The sequence below is a fragment of the Streptococcus pneumoniae genome (assembly GCF_001457635.1).
Lineage (GTDB): Bacteria > Bacillota > Bacilli > Lactobacillales > Streptococcaceae > Streptococcus > Streptococcus pneumoniae.
Genome location: NZ_LN831051.1, coordinates 1,808,588 through 1,827,866, shown reverse-complemented (window position 1 = coordinate 1,827,866; position 19,279 = coordinate 1,808,588). Strand labels below are relative to the sequence as shown.

At 40.2% G+C, this 19,279-nt stretch carries 18 protein-coding genes and 4 pseudogenes; 18 read left to right on the top strand and 4 right to left on the bottom strand.

Annotated features, from left to right (window positions below; translation table 11 throughout):
• Nucleotides 1-243: 243 nt before the first annotated feature.
• The 8 genes and pseudogenes from rpiA to deoD all read left to right on the top strand — a co-directional run bounded on the left by rpiA (nucleotide 244) and on the right by deoD (nucleotide 6,882).
• Nucleotides 244-927 (top strand): ribose-5-phosphate isomerase RpiA, encoded by a 684-nt coding sequence (gene rpiA / locus AT689_RS09690; protein ID WP_000429299.1) that lies wholly within the window; start codon nucleotides 244-246, stop codon nucleotides 925-927.
• Between the two features lie 13 nt (nucleotides 928-940).
• On the top strand, nucleotides 941-2,152 hold the full coding sequence (locus AT689_RS09685) for a phosphopentomutase (protein ID WP_000033102.1): 1,212 nt from the start codon (nucleotides 941-943) through the stop codon (nucleotides 2,150-2,152).
• Nucleotide 2,153: 1 nt separating this feature from the next.
• A pseudogene (locus AT689_RS09680) lies at nucleotides 2,154-2,696 on the top strand (DUF1697 domain-containing protein).
• A 15-nt stretch (nucleotides 2,697-2,711) separates the two neighbouring features.
• Nucleotides 2,712-3,521: a purine-nucleoside phosphorylase gene (locus tag AT689_RS09675; protein ID WP_000143443.1), complete on the top strand. Its 810-nt coding sequence runs from the start codon at nucleotides 2,712-2,714 to the stop codon at nucleotides 3,519-3,521.
• Between the two features lie 475 nt (nucleotides 3,522-3,996).
• Nucleotides 3,997-4,389 (top strand): annotated as a pseudogene (locus AT689_RS13555) (lipase family protein); the annotation flags it as partial.
• 12 nt (nucleotides 4,390-4,401) lie between these two features.
• Nucleotides 4,402-4,977 (top strand): annotated as a pseudogene (locus AT689_RS13550) (galactose-binding domain-containing protein).
• A 24-nt stretch (nucleotides 4,978-5,001) separates the two neighbouring features.
• On the top strand, nucleotides 5,002-5,514 hold the full coding sequence (locus AT689_RS09660; protein WP_001275919.1) for a thiol-activated cytolysin C-terminal domain-containing protein: 513 nt from the start codon (nucleotides 5,002-5,004) through the stop codon (nucleotides 5,512-5,514).
• Nucleotides 5,515-6,171: 657 nt separating this feature from the next.
• Nucleotides 6,172-6,882 (top strand): purine-nucleoside phosphorylase, encoded by a 711-nt coding sequence (gene deoD, locus AT689_RS09655; RefSeq protein WP_000022100.1) that lies wholly within the window; start codon nucleotides 6,172-6,174, stop codon nucleotides 6,880-6,882.
• Between the two features lie 22 nt (nucleotides 6,883-6,904).
• On the opposite strand, the gene AT689_RS09650 is transcribed toward deoD, so the two are convergent.
• From AT689_RS09650 to coaA, 3 genes are all read right to left on the bottom strand, one after another.
• On the bottom strand, nucleotides 6,905-7,429 hold the full coding sequence (locus AT689_RS09650) for a DNA topology modulation protein (RefSeq protein WP_000704760.1): 525 nt from the start codon (nucleotides 7,427-7,429) through the stop codon (nucleotides 6,905-6,907).
• 52 nt (nucleotides 7,430-7,481) lie between these two features.
• Nucleotides 7,482-7,718 (bottom strand): 30S ribosomal protein S20, encoded by a 237-nt coding sequence (rpsT, locus tag AT689_RS09645; RefSeq protein ID WP_001274000.1) that lies wholly within the window; start codon nucleotides 7,716-7,718, stop codon nucleotides 7,482-7,484.
• A gap of 67 nt (nucleotides 7,719-7,785) precedes the next feature.
• Nucleotides 7,786-8,706 carry a type I pantothenate kinase gene (coaA, locus tag AT689_RS09640; protein WP_000180485.1) on the bottom strand — a complete coding sequence of 307 codons (921 nt, stop codon included), beginning with the start codon at nucleotides 8,704-8,706 and terminating at the stop codon, nucleotides 7,786-7,788.
• A 197-nt stretch (nucleotides 8,707-8,903) separates the two neighbouring features.
• Here coaA and AT689_RS09635 point away from each other — a divergent pair, with 197 nt between their 5' ends.
• The 10 genes and pseudogenes from AT689_RS09635 (at nucleotide 8,904) to AT689_RS12645 (ending at nucleotide 18,479) form a co-directional block, all read left to right on the top strand.
• Entirely contained in the window at nucleotides 8,904-9,308 is a 405-nt protein-coding gene (locus AT689_RS09635; protein ID WP_000698094.1) for a hypothetical protein, read from the top strand.
• 206 nt (nucleotides 9,309-9,514) lie between these two features.
• A complete protein-coding gene (locus AT689_RS09630; protein WP_001809399.1) occupies nucleotides 9,515-10,105 on the top strand; it encodes a class I SAM-dependent methyltransferase in 591 nt (196 codons plus the stop codon).
• Entirely contained in the window at nucleotides 10,102-11,379 is a 1,278-nt protein-coding gene (locus tag AT689_RS09625) for a pyrimidine-nucleoside phosphorylase (protein WP_001202966.1), read from the top strand. The genes AT689_RS09630 and AT689_RS09625 overlap by 4 nt, the downstream gene beginning before the upstream one ends.
• 17 nt (nucleotides 11,380-11,396) lie before the next feature.
• Complete coding sequence (gene deoC, locus AT689_RS09620; protein ID WP_000773673.1) at nucleotides 11,397-12,059, top strand: deoxyribose-phosphate aldolase; 663 nt, start codon at nucleotides 11,397-11,399, stop codon at nucleotides 12,057-12,059.
• Complete coding sequence (locus AT689_RS09615; RefSeq protein WP_000246083.1) at nucleotides 12,046-12,435, top strand: cytidine deaminase; 390 nt, start codon at nucleotides 12,046-12,048, stop codon at nucleotides 12,433-12,435. Before deoC ends, AT689_RS09615 begins: the two co-directional genes overlap by 14 nt.
• A 90-nt stretch (nucleotides 12,436-12,525) precedes the next feature.
• Nucleotides 12,526-13,578: a BMP family lipoprotein gene (locus AT689_RS09610; RefSeq protein ID WP_001036128.1), complete on the top strand. Its 1,053-nt coding sequence runs from the start codon at nucleotides 12,526-12,528 to the stop codon at nucleotides 13,576-13,578.
• A gap of 143 nt (nucleotides 13,579-13,721) precedes the next feature.
• Complete coding sequence (locus tag AT689_RS09605; protein ID WP_000929853.1) at nucleotides 13,722-15,257, top strand: ABC transporter ATP-binding protein; 1,536 nt, start codon at nucleotides 13,722-13,724, stop codon at nucleotides 15,255-15,257.
• Nucleotides 15,250-16,098, top strand: coding sequence for an ABC transporter permease (locus tag AT689_RS09600; RefSeq protein ID WP_000038687.1), 849 nt, complete (start codon nucleotides 15,250-15,252; stop codon nucleotides 16,096-16,098). The genes AT689_RS09605 and AT689_RS09600 overlap by 8 nt, the downstream gene beginning before the upstream one ends.
• 2 nt (nucleotides 16,099-16,100) lie before the next feature.
• Nucleotides 16,101-17,057: an ABC transporter permease gene (locus AT689_RS09595; RefSeq protein WP_000022878.1), complete on the top strand. Its 957-nt coding sequence runs from the start codon at nucleotides 16,101-16,103 to the stop codon at nucleotides 17,055-17,057.
• Between the two features lie 84 nt (nucleotides 17,058-17,141).
• Nucleotides 17,142-18,479 (top strand): annotated as a pseudogene (locus AT689_RS12645) (IS3 family transposase).
• Nucleotides 18,480-18,523: 44 nt separating this feature from the next.
• Here AT689_RS12645 and plsY read toward each other — a convergent pair.
• Complete coding sequence (plsY, locus tag AT689_RS09570; protein WP_000628789.1) at nucleotides 18,524-19,165, bottom strand: glycerol-3-phosphate 1-O-acyltransferase PlsY; 642 nt, start codon at nucleotides 19,163-19,165, stop codon at nucleotides 18,524-18,526.
• Nucleotides 19,166-19,279: the final 114 nt, after the last annotated feature.

The window sequence follows — 19,279 nt, the reverse complement described above, 5'->3', positions numbered from 1 at the left end:
ATTCTTGAAATGCGCCTGCTTTAAGGCTAAACTAGACGTATCAAAGTTAAGAGTTTGTTTTTGTAACTGGAATGAGATGAACAAATCAAATACATAAAAGATAAACTCATTTTTATTCGTTTGGTAAAAATAAAATGCATATTTTTAAAGAAAGATTGATGAAAAATGTAGATTTGATGTTTTTACTTGAATAAAAAGCGGTTTCATAGTAAAATAAGAACTGAGAATGATGGAGGTAAATCGGTGGAAAATCTGAAGAAAATGGCAGGTATCAAGGCTGCTGAGTTCGTGAGCGATGGAATGGTCGTTGGACTTGGAACAGGCTCGACTGCCTATTATTTTGTCGAAGAAATCGGTCGTCGTATCAAGGAAGAAGGATTGCAGATTACAGCTGTAACAACTTCTAGTGTGACCACTAAACAGGCAGAAGGCCTTAATATCCCGCTCAAGTCTATTGACCAAGTAGACTTTGTCGATGTGACGGTTGATGGCGCGGATGAAGTGGATAGTCAGTTTAATGGAATCAAAGGCGGTGGTGGTGCCCTTCTCATGGAAAAGGTGGTCGCAACACCATCAAAAGAATACATTTGGGTGGTGGATGAAAGCAAGCTGGTCGAAAAACTAGGTGCTTTTAAATTGCCAGTAGAAGTGGTTCAGTATGGTGCAGAGCAGGTCTTTCGTCATTTTGAACGAGCTGGCTACAAACCAAGTTTCCGTGAAAAAGACGGCCAACGTTTTGTGACGGATATGCAGAATTTTATCATTGACCTCGCCTTGGATGTCATTGAAAATCCAATTGCTTTTGGACAAGAATTGGACCATGTCGTTGGTGTTGTGGAGCATGGTTTATTCAACCAAATGGTGGATAAGGTAATCGTTGCTGGACGAGATGGAGTTCAGATTTCAACTTCAAAAAAAGGAAAATAGAAGGGGGCATAAGATGTCTAAATTTAATCGTATTCATTTGGTGGTACTGGATTCTGTAGGAATCGGTGCAGCACCAGATGCTAATAACTTTGTCAATGCAGGGGTTCCAGATGGAGCTTCTGACACACTGGGACACATTTCAAAAACAGTTGGTTTGAATGTCCCAAACATGGCTAAAATAGGTCTTGGAAATATTCCTCGTGAAACTCCTCTTAAGACTGTAGCAGCTGAAAGCAATCCAACTGGATATGCAACAAAATTAGAGGAAGTATCTCTTGGTAAGGATACTATGACTGGACACTGGGAAATTATGGGACTCAACATTACTGAGCCTTTCGATACTTTCTGGAACGGATTCCCAGAAGAAATCCTGACAAAAATCGAAGAATTCTCAGGACGCAAGGTTATTCGTGAAGCCAACAAACCTTATTCAGGAACGGCTGTTATCGATGATTTTGGACCACGTCAGATGGAAACTGGAGAGTTGATTATCTATACTTCAGCTGACCCTGTTTTGCAGATTGCTGCCCACGAAGACATTATTCCTTTGGATGAATTGTACCGTATCTGTGAATACGCTCGTTCGATTACCCTTGAGCGTCCTGCCCTTCTTGGTCGCATCATTGCTCGCCCTTATGTAGGTGAACCAGGTAACTTCACTCGTACGGCAAACCGTCGTGACTTGGCTGTATCTCCATTTTCCCCAACTGTTTTGGATAAATTGAATGAGGCTGGTATCGATACTTATGCTGTGGGTAAAATCAACGATATCTTTAACGGTGCTGGTATCAACCATGACATGGGTCACAACAAGTCAAATAGTCATGGAATTGATACACTATTGAAGACTATGGGACTTGCTGAGTTTGAAAAAGGATTCTCATTCACAAACCTAGTTGACTTTGATGCCCTTTACGGCCATCGTCGTAATGCTCACGGTTACCGTGATTGCTTGCATGAGTTTGATGAACGCTTACCTGAAATTATCGCAGCTATGAGAGAGAATGACCTTCTCTTGATTACTGCGGACCATGGAAATGACCCAACGTATGCAGGAACGGATCACACTCGGGAATATATTCCATTGTTGGCCTATAGCCCTGCCTTTAAAGGAAATGGTCTCATTCCAGTAGGACATTTTGCAGATATTTCAGCGACTGTTGCCGATAACTTTGGTGTGGAAACTGCTATGATTGGGGAAAGTTTCTTAGATAAATTGGTATAAGATGACGCGCTATGCTTTGCTGGTGAGAGGTATCAATGTTGGTGGTAAGAATAAGGTCGTCATGGCGGAACTTCGTCAAGAATTGACAAACTTGGGACTGGAAAAGGTTGAGAGCTACATCAACAGTGGCAATATTTTCTTTACTTCGATAGATTCCAAAGCCCAATTGGTTGAAAAGCTAGAGACTTTCTTTGCAGTCCATTATCCATTTATTCAGAGCTTTTCTTTACTGAGTCTAGAGGACTTTGAGGCGGAACTTGAAAATCTACCAGCTTGGTGGAGCAGAGACTTGGCACGAAAAGATTTTCTCTTTTACACTGAGGGTTTGGATGTGGACCAAGTCATCGCGACAGTTGAAAGTTTAGAGCTGAAAGATGAAGTGCTTTATTTTGGAAAACTTGGGATTTTCTAGGGGAAATTTTCTGAAGAATCCTATTCTAAGACTGCCTATCATAAGTACTTGCTGAAGGTGCCTTTCTACCGCCACATTACTATTCGTAATGCTAAAACCTTTGACAAAATTGGTCAAATGCTAAAAAAATAATAAAGGAGACACACAATGACATTTTTAAACAAAATCCATGAAACTGCTACTTTCCTGAAAGAAAAGGGAATTGCAGCCCCTGAGTTCGGTCTAATCCTTGGATCAGGACTTGGAGAATTGGCAGAAGAAATCGAAAATCCAGTTGTAGTAGACTATGCTGAGATTCCAAACTGGGGCCGTTCAACAGTAGTCGGTCATGCTGGTAAATTGGTATATGGTGAACTGGCAGGTCGCAAGGTCTTGGCTCTTCAAGGTCGTTTCCATTTCTATGAAGGGAATCCTCTGGAAGTGGTGACTTTCCCAGTTCGTGTGATGAAAGTTCTTGGATGTGAAGGTGTTATTGTAACCAATGCAGCTGGCGGTATCGGATTTGGTCCTGGTACCTTGATGGCTATCTCAGACCATATCAACATGACGGGGCAAAATCCATTGATGGGTGAAAACTTGGATGACTTTGGCCCACGTTTCCCAGATATGTCTAGGGCCTACACACCAGAATACCGTGCCACTGCCCATGAAGTGGCTAAAAAACTTAATATCAAGCTTGATGAAGGTGTCTATATCGGAGTTACTGGTCCGACTTATGAAACACCAGCAGAAATTCGTTCCTATAAGACACTGGGAGCAGATGCAGTTGGTATGTCTACGGTTCCTGAAGTTATCGTGGCAGCCCACTCTGGCTTGAAAGTTCTGGGAATTTCATGTATCACTAACTTTGCGGCTGGTTTCCAAGAAGAACTCAATCACGAAGAAGTTGTAGAAGTGACTGAACGTGTTAAAGGTGATTTCAAAGGCTTGCTTAAAGCGATTCTTGCTGAATTGTAAGAAAAAAGATTTAAAAGGGGGAGTGCCTCTGTCTTTTCAGGATTGACTGCCTATCCGTATTAAAGAAGAAACAGAGGAATACTATGAGCTTCTTCCTGCTCTTATAACTGAAAGAAGCGGAAGAATAGGTATGTCTGATCTGATAGCCAGCATTGTGAAAGACAAGATTCTAGGATACTAGCATTAGCTTCCTAGCCAAGCAGACTAGTATGATAAGGAGAGATGAGAATGAATTGACTTTCTGAATTTCTCAGTCTTATCATATATAGCACAATGAGATTTCGCTTGAGTCTGCTTGTAAATAAACGAAAAGAAAGATAAGAAATAATGAAAATTGGTCAACGAATTATGCGCTTTGGCATAAAAAATTAAGTATCGGAGTTGTATCTGTTGTAGTCGGCTTTGATTTCTAGCTCCAGCTGGAATTTCAGCCAATGAAGTAAAGCAAGATGTAACATCTGAAGTGGTAATAGGTGTGCTAGATTCTAAGGAGGAATTGAAAGAGTCAGAAAATGATGCTCCAAAACTAGAAACTCCTCTTAGAGAGGAGCCAAGACTAGCTCCTCAAACGCTTCCGGAAGCAAGTGAAGTTCTTGAAAACAAAAGGGAAGAGTCAAAAGTAGAGATAACAGAGCCAGCTCAAGCGGATGATATCCGCAAGGTTGTTGGGGAATTAGCCAAGGATATAAGTATTACTAAGTTGTATATGACAGGTCATTCTCTTGGATGCTACCTAGCTCAGATTGCAGAGGTTGAAGCTTACCAAAAATATCCTGATTTTTATAACCATGTATTGAGGAAAGTGACAACTTTCAGTGCTCCTAAAGTGATTACTTCCAGAACTGTTTGGAATGCTAAGAATGGTTTCTGGGATGTTGGTTTGGAAAGTCGTAAATTAGCTGTTAGTGGAAAAATTAAGCATTATGTGGTTGATAATGACAATGTTGTGACTCCCTTGATTCATAATGATCGTGATATTGTTACATTTACAGGTAATTCACGCTTTAAACACCGTTCTCGTGGCTATTTTGAAAGTCCAATGAATGATATTCCTAACTTTAATATTGGTAAACAAGCTACCTTGGATAAACATGGTTATCGTGATCCGAAATTGGATAAAGTGCGATTCTTTAAGAAACAGGCTCTGCCTCGATCTTCTAGTCAACCAAGCGCTGAACCAATGGAAAATATTGCCTTAGGAAAATAGGTTACTCAAAGTTCGACAGCTTTCGGAGGAGATGCTAGAAGAGCTGTGGATGGCAAAGTCGATGGTAACTATGGTCACAATTCTGTCACTCATACAAACTTTCAATCTAAGCCTTGGTGGCAAGTAGATTTGGCTAAAGAAGAAACCATTCGCCAAATCAATATTTACAACCGAACAGACACTGCCCAGGATAGATTGGCAAACTTTGATGTCATTCTTTTAGACAGTTCTGGTAAAGAAATTGAGTGAAAACGTATAACATCTCCTAAAGATGTGTCAGCACAAATTACGATTAACCATAAAAAAGCGCGCTATGTTCGGATTGAGCTAGAAGGCTATAATGCCCTCAGTCTTGCAGAAGTTGAAGTTTTCCGCTTTATAGCTACGAATGGTGAAACGGCGATACAAGTTTCTAAGTCAGTTCAACCAATCAGTCAGACTCCTGTGAAGGATAAAACATTGACAATTCAACACAGTGGAGCTTACATTGCCCGCTACTCCATAACTTGGGAAGAAGTTACAGTAGATAAAGATGGAAACCAAGTTGTTCGTAGTCATTCTTGGGAAGGAAACGGTCGCAACCAGACTGCAGGTTTTGTCCTCAACCTCCCAATCAAAGAAAATATGAGAAATCTGCGAGTTAAGATTGAGAAAAAGACGGGCCTACTATGGAATAGATGGCAAACAATCTATGAAAACAGACCAATTTTAGCTCAACCCCACCGTAAAATTACCCATTGGGGTACGACATTGAATTCCAAGGTGAGTGACGATGATGTCTTGTAATCTGATGGTACAATGATAGTTAGTTTGTCTAGTTTATAAGAAAGTACTACCTGAGCTTGAATAGGACTCAGGTAGCTCTCTGTGAAAGAACAAAATTAATACTCAATGAAAATCAAAGAGCAAACTAGGAAACTAGCCGCAGGTTGCTCAAAGCACTGCTTTGAGGTTGTAGATAAGACTGACGAAGTCAGTCACATATATAATCCAAGGCGACGTTGACGTGGTTTGAAGAGATTTTCGAAGAGTATAAACAGAAAGGTAGAGCGCGTGTTCTAATTTGAACACGAGTAGAAAACTTTTCTAAAAATAAAAACGAAAGGATGGGTAAACTGTATTCGCTGAACTGAATACGGGCGACTCTCCTCTAAATCAAAATTAAGAAAGAAAGGAATTGACCCCACCCTAAAAGCAGTGGGAAAAAGATAGTTGGTCTAGCGAGCATCGCTCACTGCGCCCAACTCCTATTTTCCCTTCGCTTTTTGATGGGTTTGGTATCTTTCTCAATATAAAATATAAAATAAAGAAAGGTAGAGCGTGTGTTTTGATTTGAACACGAGCGGAAAACTCGGAAAATAGATAATCTGACTGAAAAATCAGGATTTCTCGTCAGGTTCCTAATTTTCAGTCGTTTTCTTCTCGCTCTTTGTATCATAAATTATGTCTATCCATATTGCTGCTCAGCAGGGTGAAATTGCTGATAAAATTCTTCTTCCTGGGGATCCTCTTCGTGCTAAGTTTATTGCGGAGAATTTCCTTGGTGATGCTGTTTGTTTTAACGAAGTGCGTAACATGTTTGGTTACACTGGTACTTACAAGGGTCACCGTGTATCTGTCATGGGAACTGGGATGGGAATGCCATCTATTTCGATTTATGCGCGTGAGTTAATCGTAGACTACGGTGTGAAGAAATTGATTCGTGTGGGAACTGCAGGTTCTTTGAATGAAGAGGTTCATGTTCGTGAATTAGTTTTGGCGCAGGCGGCTGCAACCAACTCAAACATCGTTCGTAATGACTGGCCACAGTACGATTTTCCACAAATTGCTAGCTTTGATTTGCTTGATAAAGCCTACCATATCGCCAAAGAACTTGGTATGACTACTCACGTTGGGAACGTTTTGTCATCTGATGTCTTTTACTCAAATTACTTTGAAAAGAATATCGAGCTTGGTAAATGGGGAGTCAAGGCTGTGGAAATGGAAGCAGCAGCTCTTTACTATCTTGCTGCCCAATACCATGTTGATGCGCTAGCTATCATGACCATCTCTGATAGCTTGGTCAATCCAGACGAAGACACAACTGCAGAAGAACGTCAAAATACCTTCACTGATATGATGAAGGTTGGTTTGGAAACCTTGATTGCAGAATAATTATAGCCAAAAAGGAAGCCCTTTATGAATTGTAGGACTTCCTTTTCTTATCCAGAAATTGATCTAGCTCTCTCTGATTTCGAAGAATAGTGACTTTATGTGAATATTCTTGGCAAAGTTTTTGGTAATTTTCTTTTTGAGTTTTGCTACGCCCATCCCAAAGAATCCATCTGATAAACTCCCAGTCAAAGCGTTCAGGGCAATCTGCCGCCATACTTTCTCTGACTTTTCCACGGTATTTAAGATAACGCTTAAAGGCTCTAAAGAGACAGGTCAATGGCAAAAAATTGAGAAAGATGATTTGGTCAGCTTCTTGCATTCGTTCTTGGTAGTAGCACCAAGAATAATTACCATCGATGACCCAAGCTTTATGCTTGGTGAGAAAGTTTTTTATCTCGGTTAACATCCATTCGCAGTCACTGTCTTGCCAACCAGGTTGAAATTGGAGTGTGTCCATGTGCAGTTTTGGAATGGAGTAGTAGTTAGATAACTTTTCTGCTAGAGTTGACTTACCAGAACCAGAATATCCGATAATTGTGATTTTCATTTTCTACCTTTTCCTATTTGGAGACAAAAAAACAGCCTCTATGGACTGTTTCTTATTTAGCAAGTTTAGCTGAAAGACGAGCTTTATCGCGGCTTGCTTTGTTTTTGTGAATCAAACCTTTAGTTTCTGCTTTATCGATAGCTGAGCTAGCAGCACGGAAAAGTTCTTCAGATGGGTTTGCTTCGAAAGCTTTTATAGCAGTACGCATAGCTGATTTTTGAGCTGAGTTCTTTTCGTTTTGTTTAACGTTCAATTCAGCGCGTTTGATAGCTGATTTAATGTTTGCCAATGTTCTTACCTCCATATTTACTAACTATACCATTATATATGAAAACTTACGTTTTGACAAGGGAAAATTATTTTTTTAAGTAAATTTCATCGATTTCATGGTTCTTGCTTTTATGAAGAATCACTTCTGCACGATTTCTGGTTGGTTCAATATAATTTTGTAGATTTGTGAGATTGATACTGGTCCAGACCTGATGGGCAAAGGCTTCCACTTCCCCAATCGGCATCTGAGTAAAACGATAATAGTAGCTATCAGGGTCGTTTTGGGCTAGGCTCAGCATTTTCAAGAAACGGTCCAGATACCAACTTTCAATATCATCCACTCCAGCATCTACATAGATGGAAAAGTCAAAGAAGTCAGTGATATAGAGACGATCGTTTTGTGGATTTTGAAAGACATTGATTCCCTCAACAATTACAAAATCAGCAGCTTTGACACTTTGTTTCTCTTCGGGTACGATGTCGTAAACTTCATGAGAATAGACAGGAATATCTACATCTTGTCCATTTTTGATGCGGTCCAAGAAGTTGAGAAGAGCTTCCATATCATAGCTTTCAGGAAATCCTTTACGATTTAAAATCCCCTGCTCAATCAAGGTTTGATTGGGATAGAGAAAACCATCAGTTGTAACCAACTCAACCGTAGCATCTGTAAACGTACGGGACAGTAGGATTTGAAGTAGGCGACTGGTTGTGGATTTTCCAACGGCAACACTCCCAGAAACCCCAATAATAAAAGGTTGAGATTTACTTTCACGTTGGAGGAAAATTCCTTTTGAAAAGGCTAAATCTTCCTTAGTTCGCTTGTAAATCTGAATCAGATGAGCCAAGGGGAGATAGATATCTGTAACGTCTTGGAGACTGATTTGGTCATTAAAACTCTTGATAGATTCCAATTCTTCTTCTGTCAAAGGAGGTGTTGTCTTTCGATGTAAAGATTGCCAAGTCTGGCGGCTGATTTTTTCAAAATGTAAAAATTCGTTGGTCATTTGTTTTCCCCTAGATATTTTGTCTATCATACCATAAAAATCTAAAAAAATAAAGCGGTTTCTTGAATGTGGTAAGTCAATGGTATATAGTATAAGTGATCAATTTATTGATGAAATAGGAGATAGATTCTACTGATTTATAAGTTTATAAGCTTATAAAGGGGGCTTTTTAGTTCACAACTTATAGGAGGTGTACTATGAAAATCTTAAAACGTTACATATTGGAACTCTGTTTTATTTTAAGTTTTGCTTTACCTTTTATAAAAGGAGCCAATGCAGATAATGGTATATGCTTTGTGGAAACCTATTACGGTTTTACTTTTTTGATGGAACATGCTATTGTAACAGCTGTCTTTATCTATTCGTTTTTAATTGCTTTCTTACTAAAAAAACGATGGGCGAAATGGATTGCTGCTGGTAGTTATTGCTTTTTAGTCCTATGGATTGCGACAGAGGGTTATTTCTTCCGCATGTCACTAGAAGATTTGATACGACTTTGGACAAGTTTGGAAATCCTGACACAAACGTATCAGTTGGGCTTTTATCTAAACATTTTGTTAGGAATTTTGTTGATAATAAAGTATTTTAAGGTTAAGCAATAGAAATAATAATCTGCCTGATTATAGATGATAAACTTTTTGTTTTTATCTGGACTGTGATATTTATAGTTCTAAATGGTTTATTATTTATAAGTGTTGAAAGAGATTGAAGAAAATGGCTTCGTGACTTGCTTTCTTCGGTCTTTTTCGTTTTATTATCAATTTGTAAACGATTTACAATTTGAGTCAAATTATGGTAAAATAGTGTCATGAGTAAAATGTATTATGCAGAAAATCCTGACGCTGCTCACGACATTCATGAGTTGAGAGTAGAGTTGTTGGGACAAAAAATGACCTTTTTAACGGATGCGGGTGTTTTTAGCAAGAAAATAGTTGACTTTGGAAGTCAACTATTGCTCAAGTGTCTTGAGGTCAACCAAGGAGAAACTGTCCTTGATGTAGGCTGTGGTTACGGACCTTTGGGTTTGTCCTTAGCTAAGGCTTATGGAGTTCAGGCTACTATGGTTGATATCAACACTCGTGCCTTGGATTTAGCTCGGAGAAATGCTGAAAAAAATAATGCAAAAGCGACGATTTTCCAGTCCAACATCTATGAACAAGTTGAAGGACATTTTGATCATGTCATTTCCAATCCTCCTATCCGTGCGGGCAAGCAAGTCGTTCATGAAATCATTGAGAAAAGTAAAGATTTCTTGGAAACTGGTGGGGATTTGACAATCGTCATCCAGAAAAAACAAGGGGCTCCAAGTGCTAAGTCCAAGATGGAGGATGTGTTTGGTAATTGTGAAATCCTTAAAAAAGACAAGGGATACTATATCCTTAGAAGTGTGAAAGAATGAGAGCAGTTGATTTAATACAAAAAAAACGAGACGGTCAAGAACTGACTTCAAGTGAAATTGAATGGCTGGTAGAAGGCTATGTGTCAGGAACTGTTCCTGATTATCAGATGTCTGCCTTTGCTATGGCTGTTTATTTTAAAGGAATGACGACTCGTGAAATTTCTGATTTAACGATGAATATGGTTAAGACTGGGCAAGAGTTTGACCTGTCAGCCATTGATGGTGTGAAAGTTGACAAGCATTCTACTGGTGGTGTCGGCGATAAGGTAACCTTGATTCTAGCTCCTCTTGTTGCTAGCTTCGGTGTGCCTGTAGCAAAAATGAGTGGTCGTGGTCTTGGCCATACAGGCGGAACAATTGATAAATTGGAGTCCATTAAGGGCTATCAAGTAGAACGTAGTCAAGAGGATTTTATTCGTCAGGTTCAGGATATTGGAGTATCTGTCATTGGGCAATCAGACCAGCTGGTCAAAGCAGATAAGCTTCTCTATGCCCTTCGTGATGTGACCGCAACTGTCGACACGATTCCTTTGATTGCGAGTTCGGTGATGAGCAAGAAAATTGCGGCAGGGGCGGATGCTATTTTGCTAGACGTGACTGTCGGTGAGGGTGCCTTCATGAAGACGGTTGATGAGGCGCGTGAGTTGGCTCAAACTATGGTAGATCTTGGTAAGGTTGTTGGACGGAAGACAGTAGCAGTGATTACGGATATGAGCCAGCCTTTGGGACGAGCGATTGGAAATCGTCTGGAAATCCTTGAAGCATTGGAGATTTTGCAAGGTCAAGGACGTCAGGATATTACCCACTTTATTTGTGAATTGGCTCAAATTATGCTTGGTTTGGCAAATGTTAACAAGACTGTTGAAGAAGTTCGCCAACATCTTGAGAATGGTCAAGCACTGGCTAAGTTTGAGGAAATGGTGCAAGCCCAAGGTGGAGACTTGGAAGACCTCTATCGTCCTGTAAATGTAGCTCATGTGGTGGAAATCCCTGCTCAGGAAACGGGTGTCATTTCAGCTCTTCCAGCTATGGACTTTGGTCTTTATGCCATGAGGCTGGGTGCTGGTCGTGCAGTTAAGTCTGATGCCTTGGACTATGAAACAGGAATTGTTTTTGAAAAGAAGATTGGAGACTCCGTTCAAAAGGGTGAAATTGTTGCAAAAGTATACACAAATGAAAAAATTCCACCTCAACTAGTTACAGATTTCCAAAAATGTGTTAAAATAAGTGATGAAGTGAAAAAAATCCGTGAAATTGTAGAAATCATCTCCTAAATGGAGGGAAAACCGAAATGAAATTAAATAAATATATAGATCATACGCTTTTAAAACAAGATGCAAAGAAAAAACAAATTGATAGTTTGTTGTCTGAGGCTAGAGAGTATGACTTTGCCAGTGTTTGCGTTAATCCGACCTGGGTTGAACATGCTAAAAAAGGACTTGAAGGCACAGATGTTAAGGTTTGCACAGTAGTAGGTTTCCCTTTGGGAGCAACAACTTCAGCCGTGAAAGCATTTGAGACAAAAGAAGCTATCCAAAATGGTGCAGATGAGATTGATATGGTGATCAATGTTGGAGCTCTCAAATCAGGTAATTTAGCCTTGGTTGAGTCAGATATTCGCGCAGTAGTGGAAGCAAGTGGTGATAAGTTAGTGAAAGTCATTATTGAAGCTTGCCTTCTGACAGACCAAGAAAAAATTGTTGTTTGCCAATTGGCCCAAAAAGCTGGGGCTGACTTTGTTAAAACATCTACTGGTTTTTCAACTGGTGGTGCTACGATAGCAGATGTTACATTAATGCGTGAAACAGTTGGATCTGATATGGGAGTCAAGGCTGCTGGTGGAGCTCGTTCTTATGCAGATGCTCTTGCCTTTGTCGAAGCAGGTGCGACCCGTATCGGAACGTCAGCTGGGGTAGCTATTTTAAAAGGAGAATTGGCAGATGGCGACTACTGAGTTGATTGAACTGGCAATTGAAACCAGCAAACATGCCTATGTCCCCTATTCTCACTTTCCTATCGGAGCAGTTTTAGTAGCCAAAGACGGAAATGTTTACACGGGAGTGAATATCGAAAATGCTAGCTATCCTTTGACCAATTGCGGTGAGAGAACAGCTATTTTTAAGGCTATATCTGAAGGCCAAAGAGAATTTTCAGAATTGATTGTCTATGGTCAAACTGAAAAACCGATTTCACCATGTGGTGCTTGTCGCCAAGTAATGGTCGAATTTTTTGAACAAGATTTAAAAGTGACCTTAGTCGCAAAAGATAAATCGACGGTCGAGATGACGGTCGGGGAGTTACTTCCATATTCTTTTACAGACTTAAATTAGTCTGAGTCGCTCTTTGAGTGGCAAGGGTCTTTGTGACCAATCAATCCATACTTGCAACATCGTTGCACATCTTATTTAGGAGGTTCAGTAATGAACAAGAAACAATGGCTAGGTCTTGGCCTAGTTGCAGTGGCAGCAGTTGGACTTGCTGCATGTGGTAACCGCTCTTCTCGTAACGCAGCTTCATCTTCTGATGTGAAGACAAAAGCAGCAATCGTCACTGATACTGGTGGTGTTGATGACAAATCATTCAACCAATCAGCTTGGGAAGGTTTGCAGGCTTGGGGTAAAGAACACAATCTTTCAAAAGATAACGGTTTCACTTACTTCCAATCAACAAGTGAAGCTGACTACGCTAACAACTTGCAACAAGCGGCTGGAAGTTACAACCTAATCTTTGGTGTTGGTTTTGCCCTTCACAATGCAGTTGAAGAAGCAGCTAAAGAACACACTGACTTGAACTATGTCTTGATTGATGATGTGATTAAAGACCAAAAGAATGTTGCGAGCGTAACTTTCGCTGATAATGAGTCAGGTTACCTTGCAGGTGTGGCTGCAGCAAAAACAACTAAGACAAAACAAGTTGGTTTTGTAGGTGGTATCGAATCTGAAGTTATCTCTCGTTTTGAAGCAGGATTCAAGGCTGGTGTTGCGTCAGTAGACCCATCTATCAAAGTCCAAGTTGACTACGCTGGTTCATTTGGTGATGCGGCTAAAGGTAAAACAATTGCAGCCGCACAATACGCAGCCGGTGCAGATATTGTTTACCAAGTAGCTGGTGGTACAGGTGCAGGTGTCTTTGCAGAGGCAAAATCTCTCAACGAAAGCCGTCCTGAAAATGAAAAAGTTTGGGTTATCGGTGTTGACCGTGACCAAGAAGCAGAAGGTAAATACACTTCTAAAGATGGCAAAGAATCAAACTTTGTTCTTGTATCTACTTTGAAACAAGTTGGTACAACTGTAAAAGATATTTCTAACAAGGCAGAAAAAGGAGAATTCCCTGGCGGTCAAGTGATCGTTTACTCATTGAAGGATAAAGGGGTTGACTTGGCAGTAACAAACCTTTCAGAAGAAGGTAAAAAAGCTGTCGAAGATGCAAAAGCTAAAATCCTTGATGGAAGCGTAAAAGTTCCTGAAAAATAATGGATGGAAGTCATTTCTTAGGAAGCGGCCAAGGGCCGCTTTTTTAAGAGTTGAGACAAAGTCATTTTGTCTCAGTAAAGCTTGCTACTAGACAAACTAGCAAGTTTTATTGAAATAAAATAAGACTCTGAAAGGAAGAGCACATGGCACACGAAAATGTCATTGAGATGCGTGATATTACCAAGGTGTTTGGTGGATTTGTTGCCAACGACAAAATCAACTTGCACCTACGAAAAGGTGAAATTCATGCACTTTTAGGAGAAAATGGGGCTGGTAAGTCCACGCTAATGAACATGTTAGCAGGGCTTCTTGAACCAACTAGTGGTGAAATCGCGGTCAACGGTCAAGTTGTCAATCTCGACTCCCCATCTAAAGCAGCTAGCTTGGGAATCGGGATGGTTCACCAGCACTTTATGTTGGTTGAAGCCTTCACAGTGGCTGAAAACATCATTTTAGGTAGTGAATTGACTAAAAATGGTGTGCTAGATATCGCTGGAGCTAGCAAAGAAATCAAGGCTCTTTCTGAACGTTATGGCTTAGCTGTTGACCCTTCTGCCAAGGTAGCAGATATCTCAGTTGGAGCCCAACAACGTGTAGAAATTTTAAAAACACTTTATCGGGGGGCTGATATCCTTATCTTTGACGAACCAACGGCTGTTTTGACTCCATCAGAAATTGATGAGTTGATGGCTATTATGAAAAATCTTGTCAAAGAAGGAAAATCAATTATCTTGATTACCCACAAATTGGATGAAATTCGCGCAGTTTCTGACCGTGTTACAGTTATCCGTCGTGGGAAATCAATTGAAACCGTTGAAATTGCAGGGGCTACCAATGCTGATTTGGCGGAAATGATGGTAGGGCGTTCTGTTTCCTTTAAAACAGAGAAGCAAGCCTCTAAACCAAAAGAAGTGGTTTTGTCTATCAAAGATTTGGTGGTCAATGAAAACCGTGGTGTTCCAGCTGTTAAAAATCTGTCCTTGGATGTTCGTGCTGGAGAGATTGTTGGTATTGCGGGGATTGATGGAAATGGTCAGTCTGAACTGATTCAAGCCATTACAGGTCTTCGTAAGGTTGAATCTGGTAGCATTGAGCTAAAAGGAGATTCAATTGTAGGCTTGCACCCACGTCAGATTACAGAACTAAGTGTTGGGCACGTTCCAGAAGACCGTCACCGTGATGGCTTGATTTTGGAAATGATGATATCTGAAAATATTGCCCTTCAAACCTACTATAAAGAACCACATAGTAAAAATGGAATTTTGAATTATTCAAATATTACTTCTTATGCTAAAAAGCTGATGGAAGAGTTTGATGTTCGCGCTGCCAGTGAATTAGTTCCTGCAGCTGCACTCTCAGGAGGAAATCAACAAAAAGCAATTATTGCTCGTGAAATTGATCGAGATCCTGATCTCCTTATCGTTAGCCAGCCAACTCGTGGGTTGGATGTCGGTGCCATTGAGTATATCCACAAACGCTTGATTGAAGAGCGTGATAATGGCAAGGCTGTCCTTGTTGTCAGCTTTGAATTGGATGAGATTTTAAACGTCTCAGACCGTATTGCCGTTATCCACGATGGTAAGATTCAAGGTATTGTATCACCAGAAACAACCAATAAACAAGAACTTGGTGTCTTGATGGCTGGTGGAAACTTGGGAAAGGAGAAGAGTGATGTCTAAAAAATTACAACAAATTTCGGTTCCCTTGATTTCTGTATTTCTAGGAATTTTACTCGGAGCCATTGTCATGTGGATCTTCGGTTATGATGCTATTTGGGGCTACGAAGAATTGTTCTATACAGCCTTTGGCAGTCTGCGTGGGATTGTCGGAGCGATTCCAGGTATTCTTAGGGCCTATCTAGGGACGTCAGAGGTTATTGTAACCATCATGATGAACTACATTGTCTTGTATGTAGGGAATGCCTTTATCCATGCTTTCCCTAAAGACTTCATGCAAAGTACAGATTCGACCATTCGTGTTGGGGCTAATGCAACTTATCAGACACCTTGGTTGGCTGAGTTGACTGGTAACTCACGGATGAATATTGGTATTTTCTTTGCCATCATTGCCGTTGCAGTTATTTGGTTCATGCTCAAGAAAACAACTCTTGGTTTTGAAATCCGTGCAGTTGGTCTTAATCCACATGCTTCAGAATATGCTGGTATTTCTGCCAAGCGGACTATTATCCTATCTATGATTATTTCAGGTGCCTTGGCAGGTCTTGGTGGAGCTGTTGAAGGTTTGGGAACCTTCCAGAACGTCTATGTTCAAGGTTCGTCATTAGCTATCGGATTTAACGGAATGGCGGTTAGTTTGCTTGCGGCCAACTCACCAATTGGTATACTCTTTGCAGCCTTCCTATTTGGCGTTCTCCAAGTTGGGGCTCCTGGTATGAATGCGGCGCAGGTACCATCTGAGCTTGTCAGCATTGTAACAGCGTCTATTATCTTCTTTGTCAGTGTTCATTACCTTATCGAACGCTTTGTCAAACCGAAAAAACAAGTTAAAGGAGGTAAGTAAAGATGTCTATTATAACCTTGCTCCCCCTCTTGGTGTCTTCTATGCTGATTTACTCAGCACCTCTCATCTTTACAAGTATCGGTGGTGTTTTCTCTGAACGTGGTGGTGTGGTAAACGTTGGCCTTGAAGGAATTATGGTTATGGGTGCCTTTTCTGGAGTTGTCTTTAACCTTGAATTTGCAGAACAATTTGGAGCAGCAACTCCATGGCTATCCTTGCTTGTAGCAGGATTGGTTGGTAGTGTTTTCTCTATCATCCACGCAGCAGCGACGGTTCATTTCCGTGCAGACCATGTTGTCAGCGGTACGGTATTGAACTTGATGGCGCCTGCCTTGGCTGTTTTCTTAGTTAAAGTTCTTTATAACAAAGGACAAACCGACAACCTAAGTCAAACTTTTGGACGCTTTGATTTCCCAGTCTTGGCAAATATCCCAGTGATTGGTGATATCTTCTTCAAGTCAACTAGTCTACTTGGTTATCTGGCGATTGCCTTCTCATTCCTTGCTTGGTTTATTCTCTTTAAGACTCAATTTGGTCTTCGTCTCCGCTCTGTCGGTGAACATCCTCAAGCAGCGGATACCTTGGGAATCAACGTCTACAAGATGAGATATTTAGGGATTATTATTTCAGGTTTTCTAGGTGGAATTGGCGGAGCGATTTATGCGCAATCAATCTCAGTTAACTTCTCAGTGACAACTATTGTTGGACCTGGATTTATCGCCCTTGCTGCGATGATCTTTGGGAAATGGAATCCAATCGGTGCTATGCTTTCTAGTCTCTTCTTTGGACTTTCACAAAGTTTGGCTGTTATCGGTTCTCAATTGCCGTTCCTACAAGGAGTGCCAGCGGTTTATCTTCAAATTGCACCTTATGTTTTGACAATTCTTGTCTTAGCAGCCTTCTTTGGAAAAGCAGTCGCACCAAAAGCAGATGGTATCAACTACATCAAATCAAAATAAGCATACAAAAAAACGTCAGTCCAATGACTGAACTGCCCCCCAAAAGTTAGACAGAAAAAATCTAACTTTTGGGGTGTTTTTATTATGAAACTAACTTATGATGATAAAGTTCAGATCTATGAACTTAGAAAACAAGGATATAGCTTAGAGAAGCTTTCAAATAAATTTGGGATAAACAATTCTAATCTTAGGTACATGATTAAATTGATTGATCGTTACGGAATAGAGTTCGTCAAAAAAGGAAAAAATCGTTACTATTCTCCTGATTTAAAACAAGAAATGATTCATAAAGTCTGACATGAAGGCTAGACTAAAGATAGAGTTTCTCTTGAATACGGTCTCCCAAGTCGTACGATACTTCTTAACTGGCTAGCACAATACAGGAAAAACGGGTATACTATTGTTGAGAAACCAAGAGGGAGAGTACCTAAAATGGGACGTAAGCCAAGAACGAGACCTGAAGAGAGGACAGAATTAGAACGTCTTCAAGCAGAAAATGAGTACCTGAGAGCGGAGAATGCCATCCTAAAAAAGTTAAGAGAACTCCGATTGAAGGAGGAAAAAGAGAAAGAAGAAAGATAGAAATTGTTCAAGAATTAATGACTGAGTTTTCGTTAGATCTTCTTCTAAAAGCCATTAAACTAGCTCGTTGGACCTACTACTATCACTTGAAACAGTTAGACAAACCAGATAAGGACCAAGAGCTTAAAGCTGAAATTCAATTCATTTTTATCGAACACAAGGGAAATTATACTTATCGCCGGGTTCATTTAGAACTAAGAAATCGTGGTTATCTGGTAAATCATAAAAGAGTTCAAGGCTTGATGAAAGTACTCAATTTACAAGCTAAAATGCGACAGAAACGAAAATAAAGGAGACGTTGGTAAGAAGGCAGAGAATCTCATTCAAGGCCAATTTGAAGGCTCTAAAACAATGGAAAAGTGCTACACAGATGTGACAGAATTTGCCATTCCAGCAAGTACTCAAAAGCTTTACTTATCACCAGTTTTAGATGGCTTTAATAGCGAAATTATCGCCTATAATCTTTCAACTTCACCCAACTTAGAACAAGTACAAACAATGTTGGAACAGGCATTCACAGAGAAGCACTACGAGAATACGATTCTCCATAGTGACCAAGGCTGGCAATATCAACACGATTCTTATCATCGGTTCTTAGAGAGTAAGGGAATTCAAGCATCCATGTCACGCAAGGGAAACAGCCAAGACAATGGTATGATGGAGTCCTTCTTTGGGATTCTGAAATCGGAAATGTTTTACGGTTATGAGAAGTCGTTTCAGTCGCTTAAGCAATTGGAACAAGCCATTATAGACTATATTGATTACTACAACAACAAGAGAATTAAGGTAAAACTAAAAGGACTTAGCCCTGTGCAATACAGAACTAAATCCTTCGGATAAATTAATTGTCTAACTTTTGGGGGGCAGTTCACAGAACTGGCATTTTATTTTTTAGGATCTTGATGGGTTAGGTTCAATCCCCAAGGGACCAAATTTTCAGTTTTATTTTTGATACGAGCTATATTGTCCTTATGACGAATGATAATCAAACTAGCAAGTGCTAAGATAATAGCGATGAAGAGAGAGTCATAGTTACTCAGGATAAAACCAAAAAGTGGAAAGAGCAGAACCCCGATAACAGCCGCGATCGATGCTGTGACACTAGACAGTGAAATCATACTGCCAAGATAGAGAGCTCCAAAGAAGATAATCGCAAGGTAGAGACAGAAGATAGGCGCAAATCCGAAAATTACTCCAGCACTGGTTGCGACAGCCTTACCACCTTTAAATCCTGCAAAGATAGGGAAGGTATGGCCGATAACAGCCAAAAGTCCAAAGATGAGAGGAGAAACGCCTTGTAGATGAAAAATAATCGGAAGCAGCGTTGCTAGGGTTCCTTTGAAAAAGTCAATCACAAAGGTTGCCATACCAGCTTTCTTACCTAAAATGCGGAAGGTATTGGTCGTTCCAGTGTTACCAGAACCATGCTCGCGTAGATTGATTTGAAAGAATACTTGTCCAATCCAGAGACCAGATGGAATCGAACCCAGCAGATAGGCTAGGATTAATAAAACTATTGTAATCATACTCCTATTATATCATGAATTGGGAAAGAAAAGCAGAGAATCTCTGCTAAAATTGTCACATCGGAGAAAGAAAAATTTTGCAAAATCCTTGGAAAACCTGTAGAATAGTAAAGA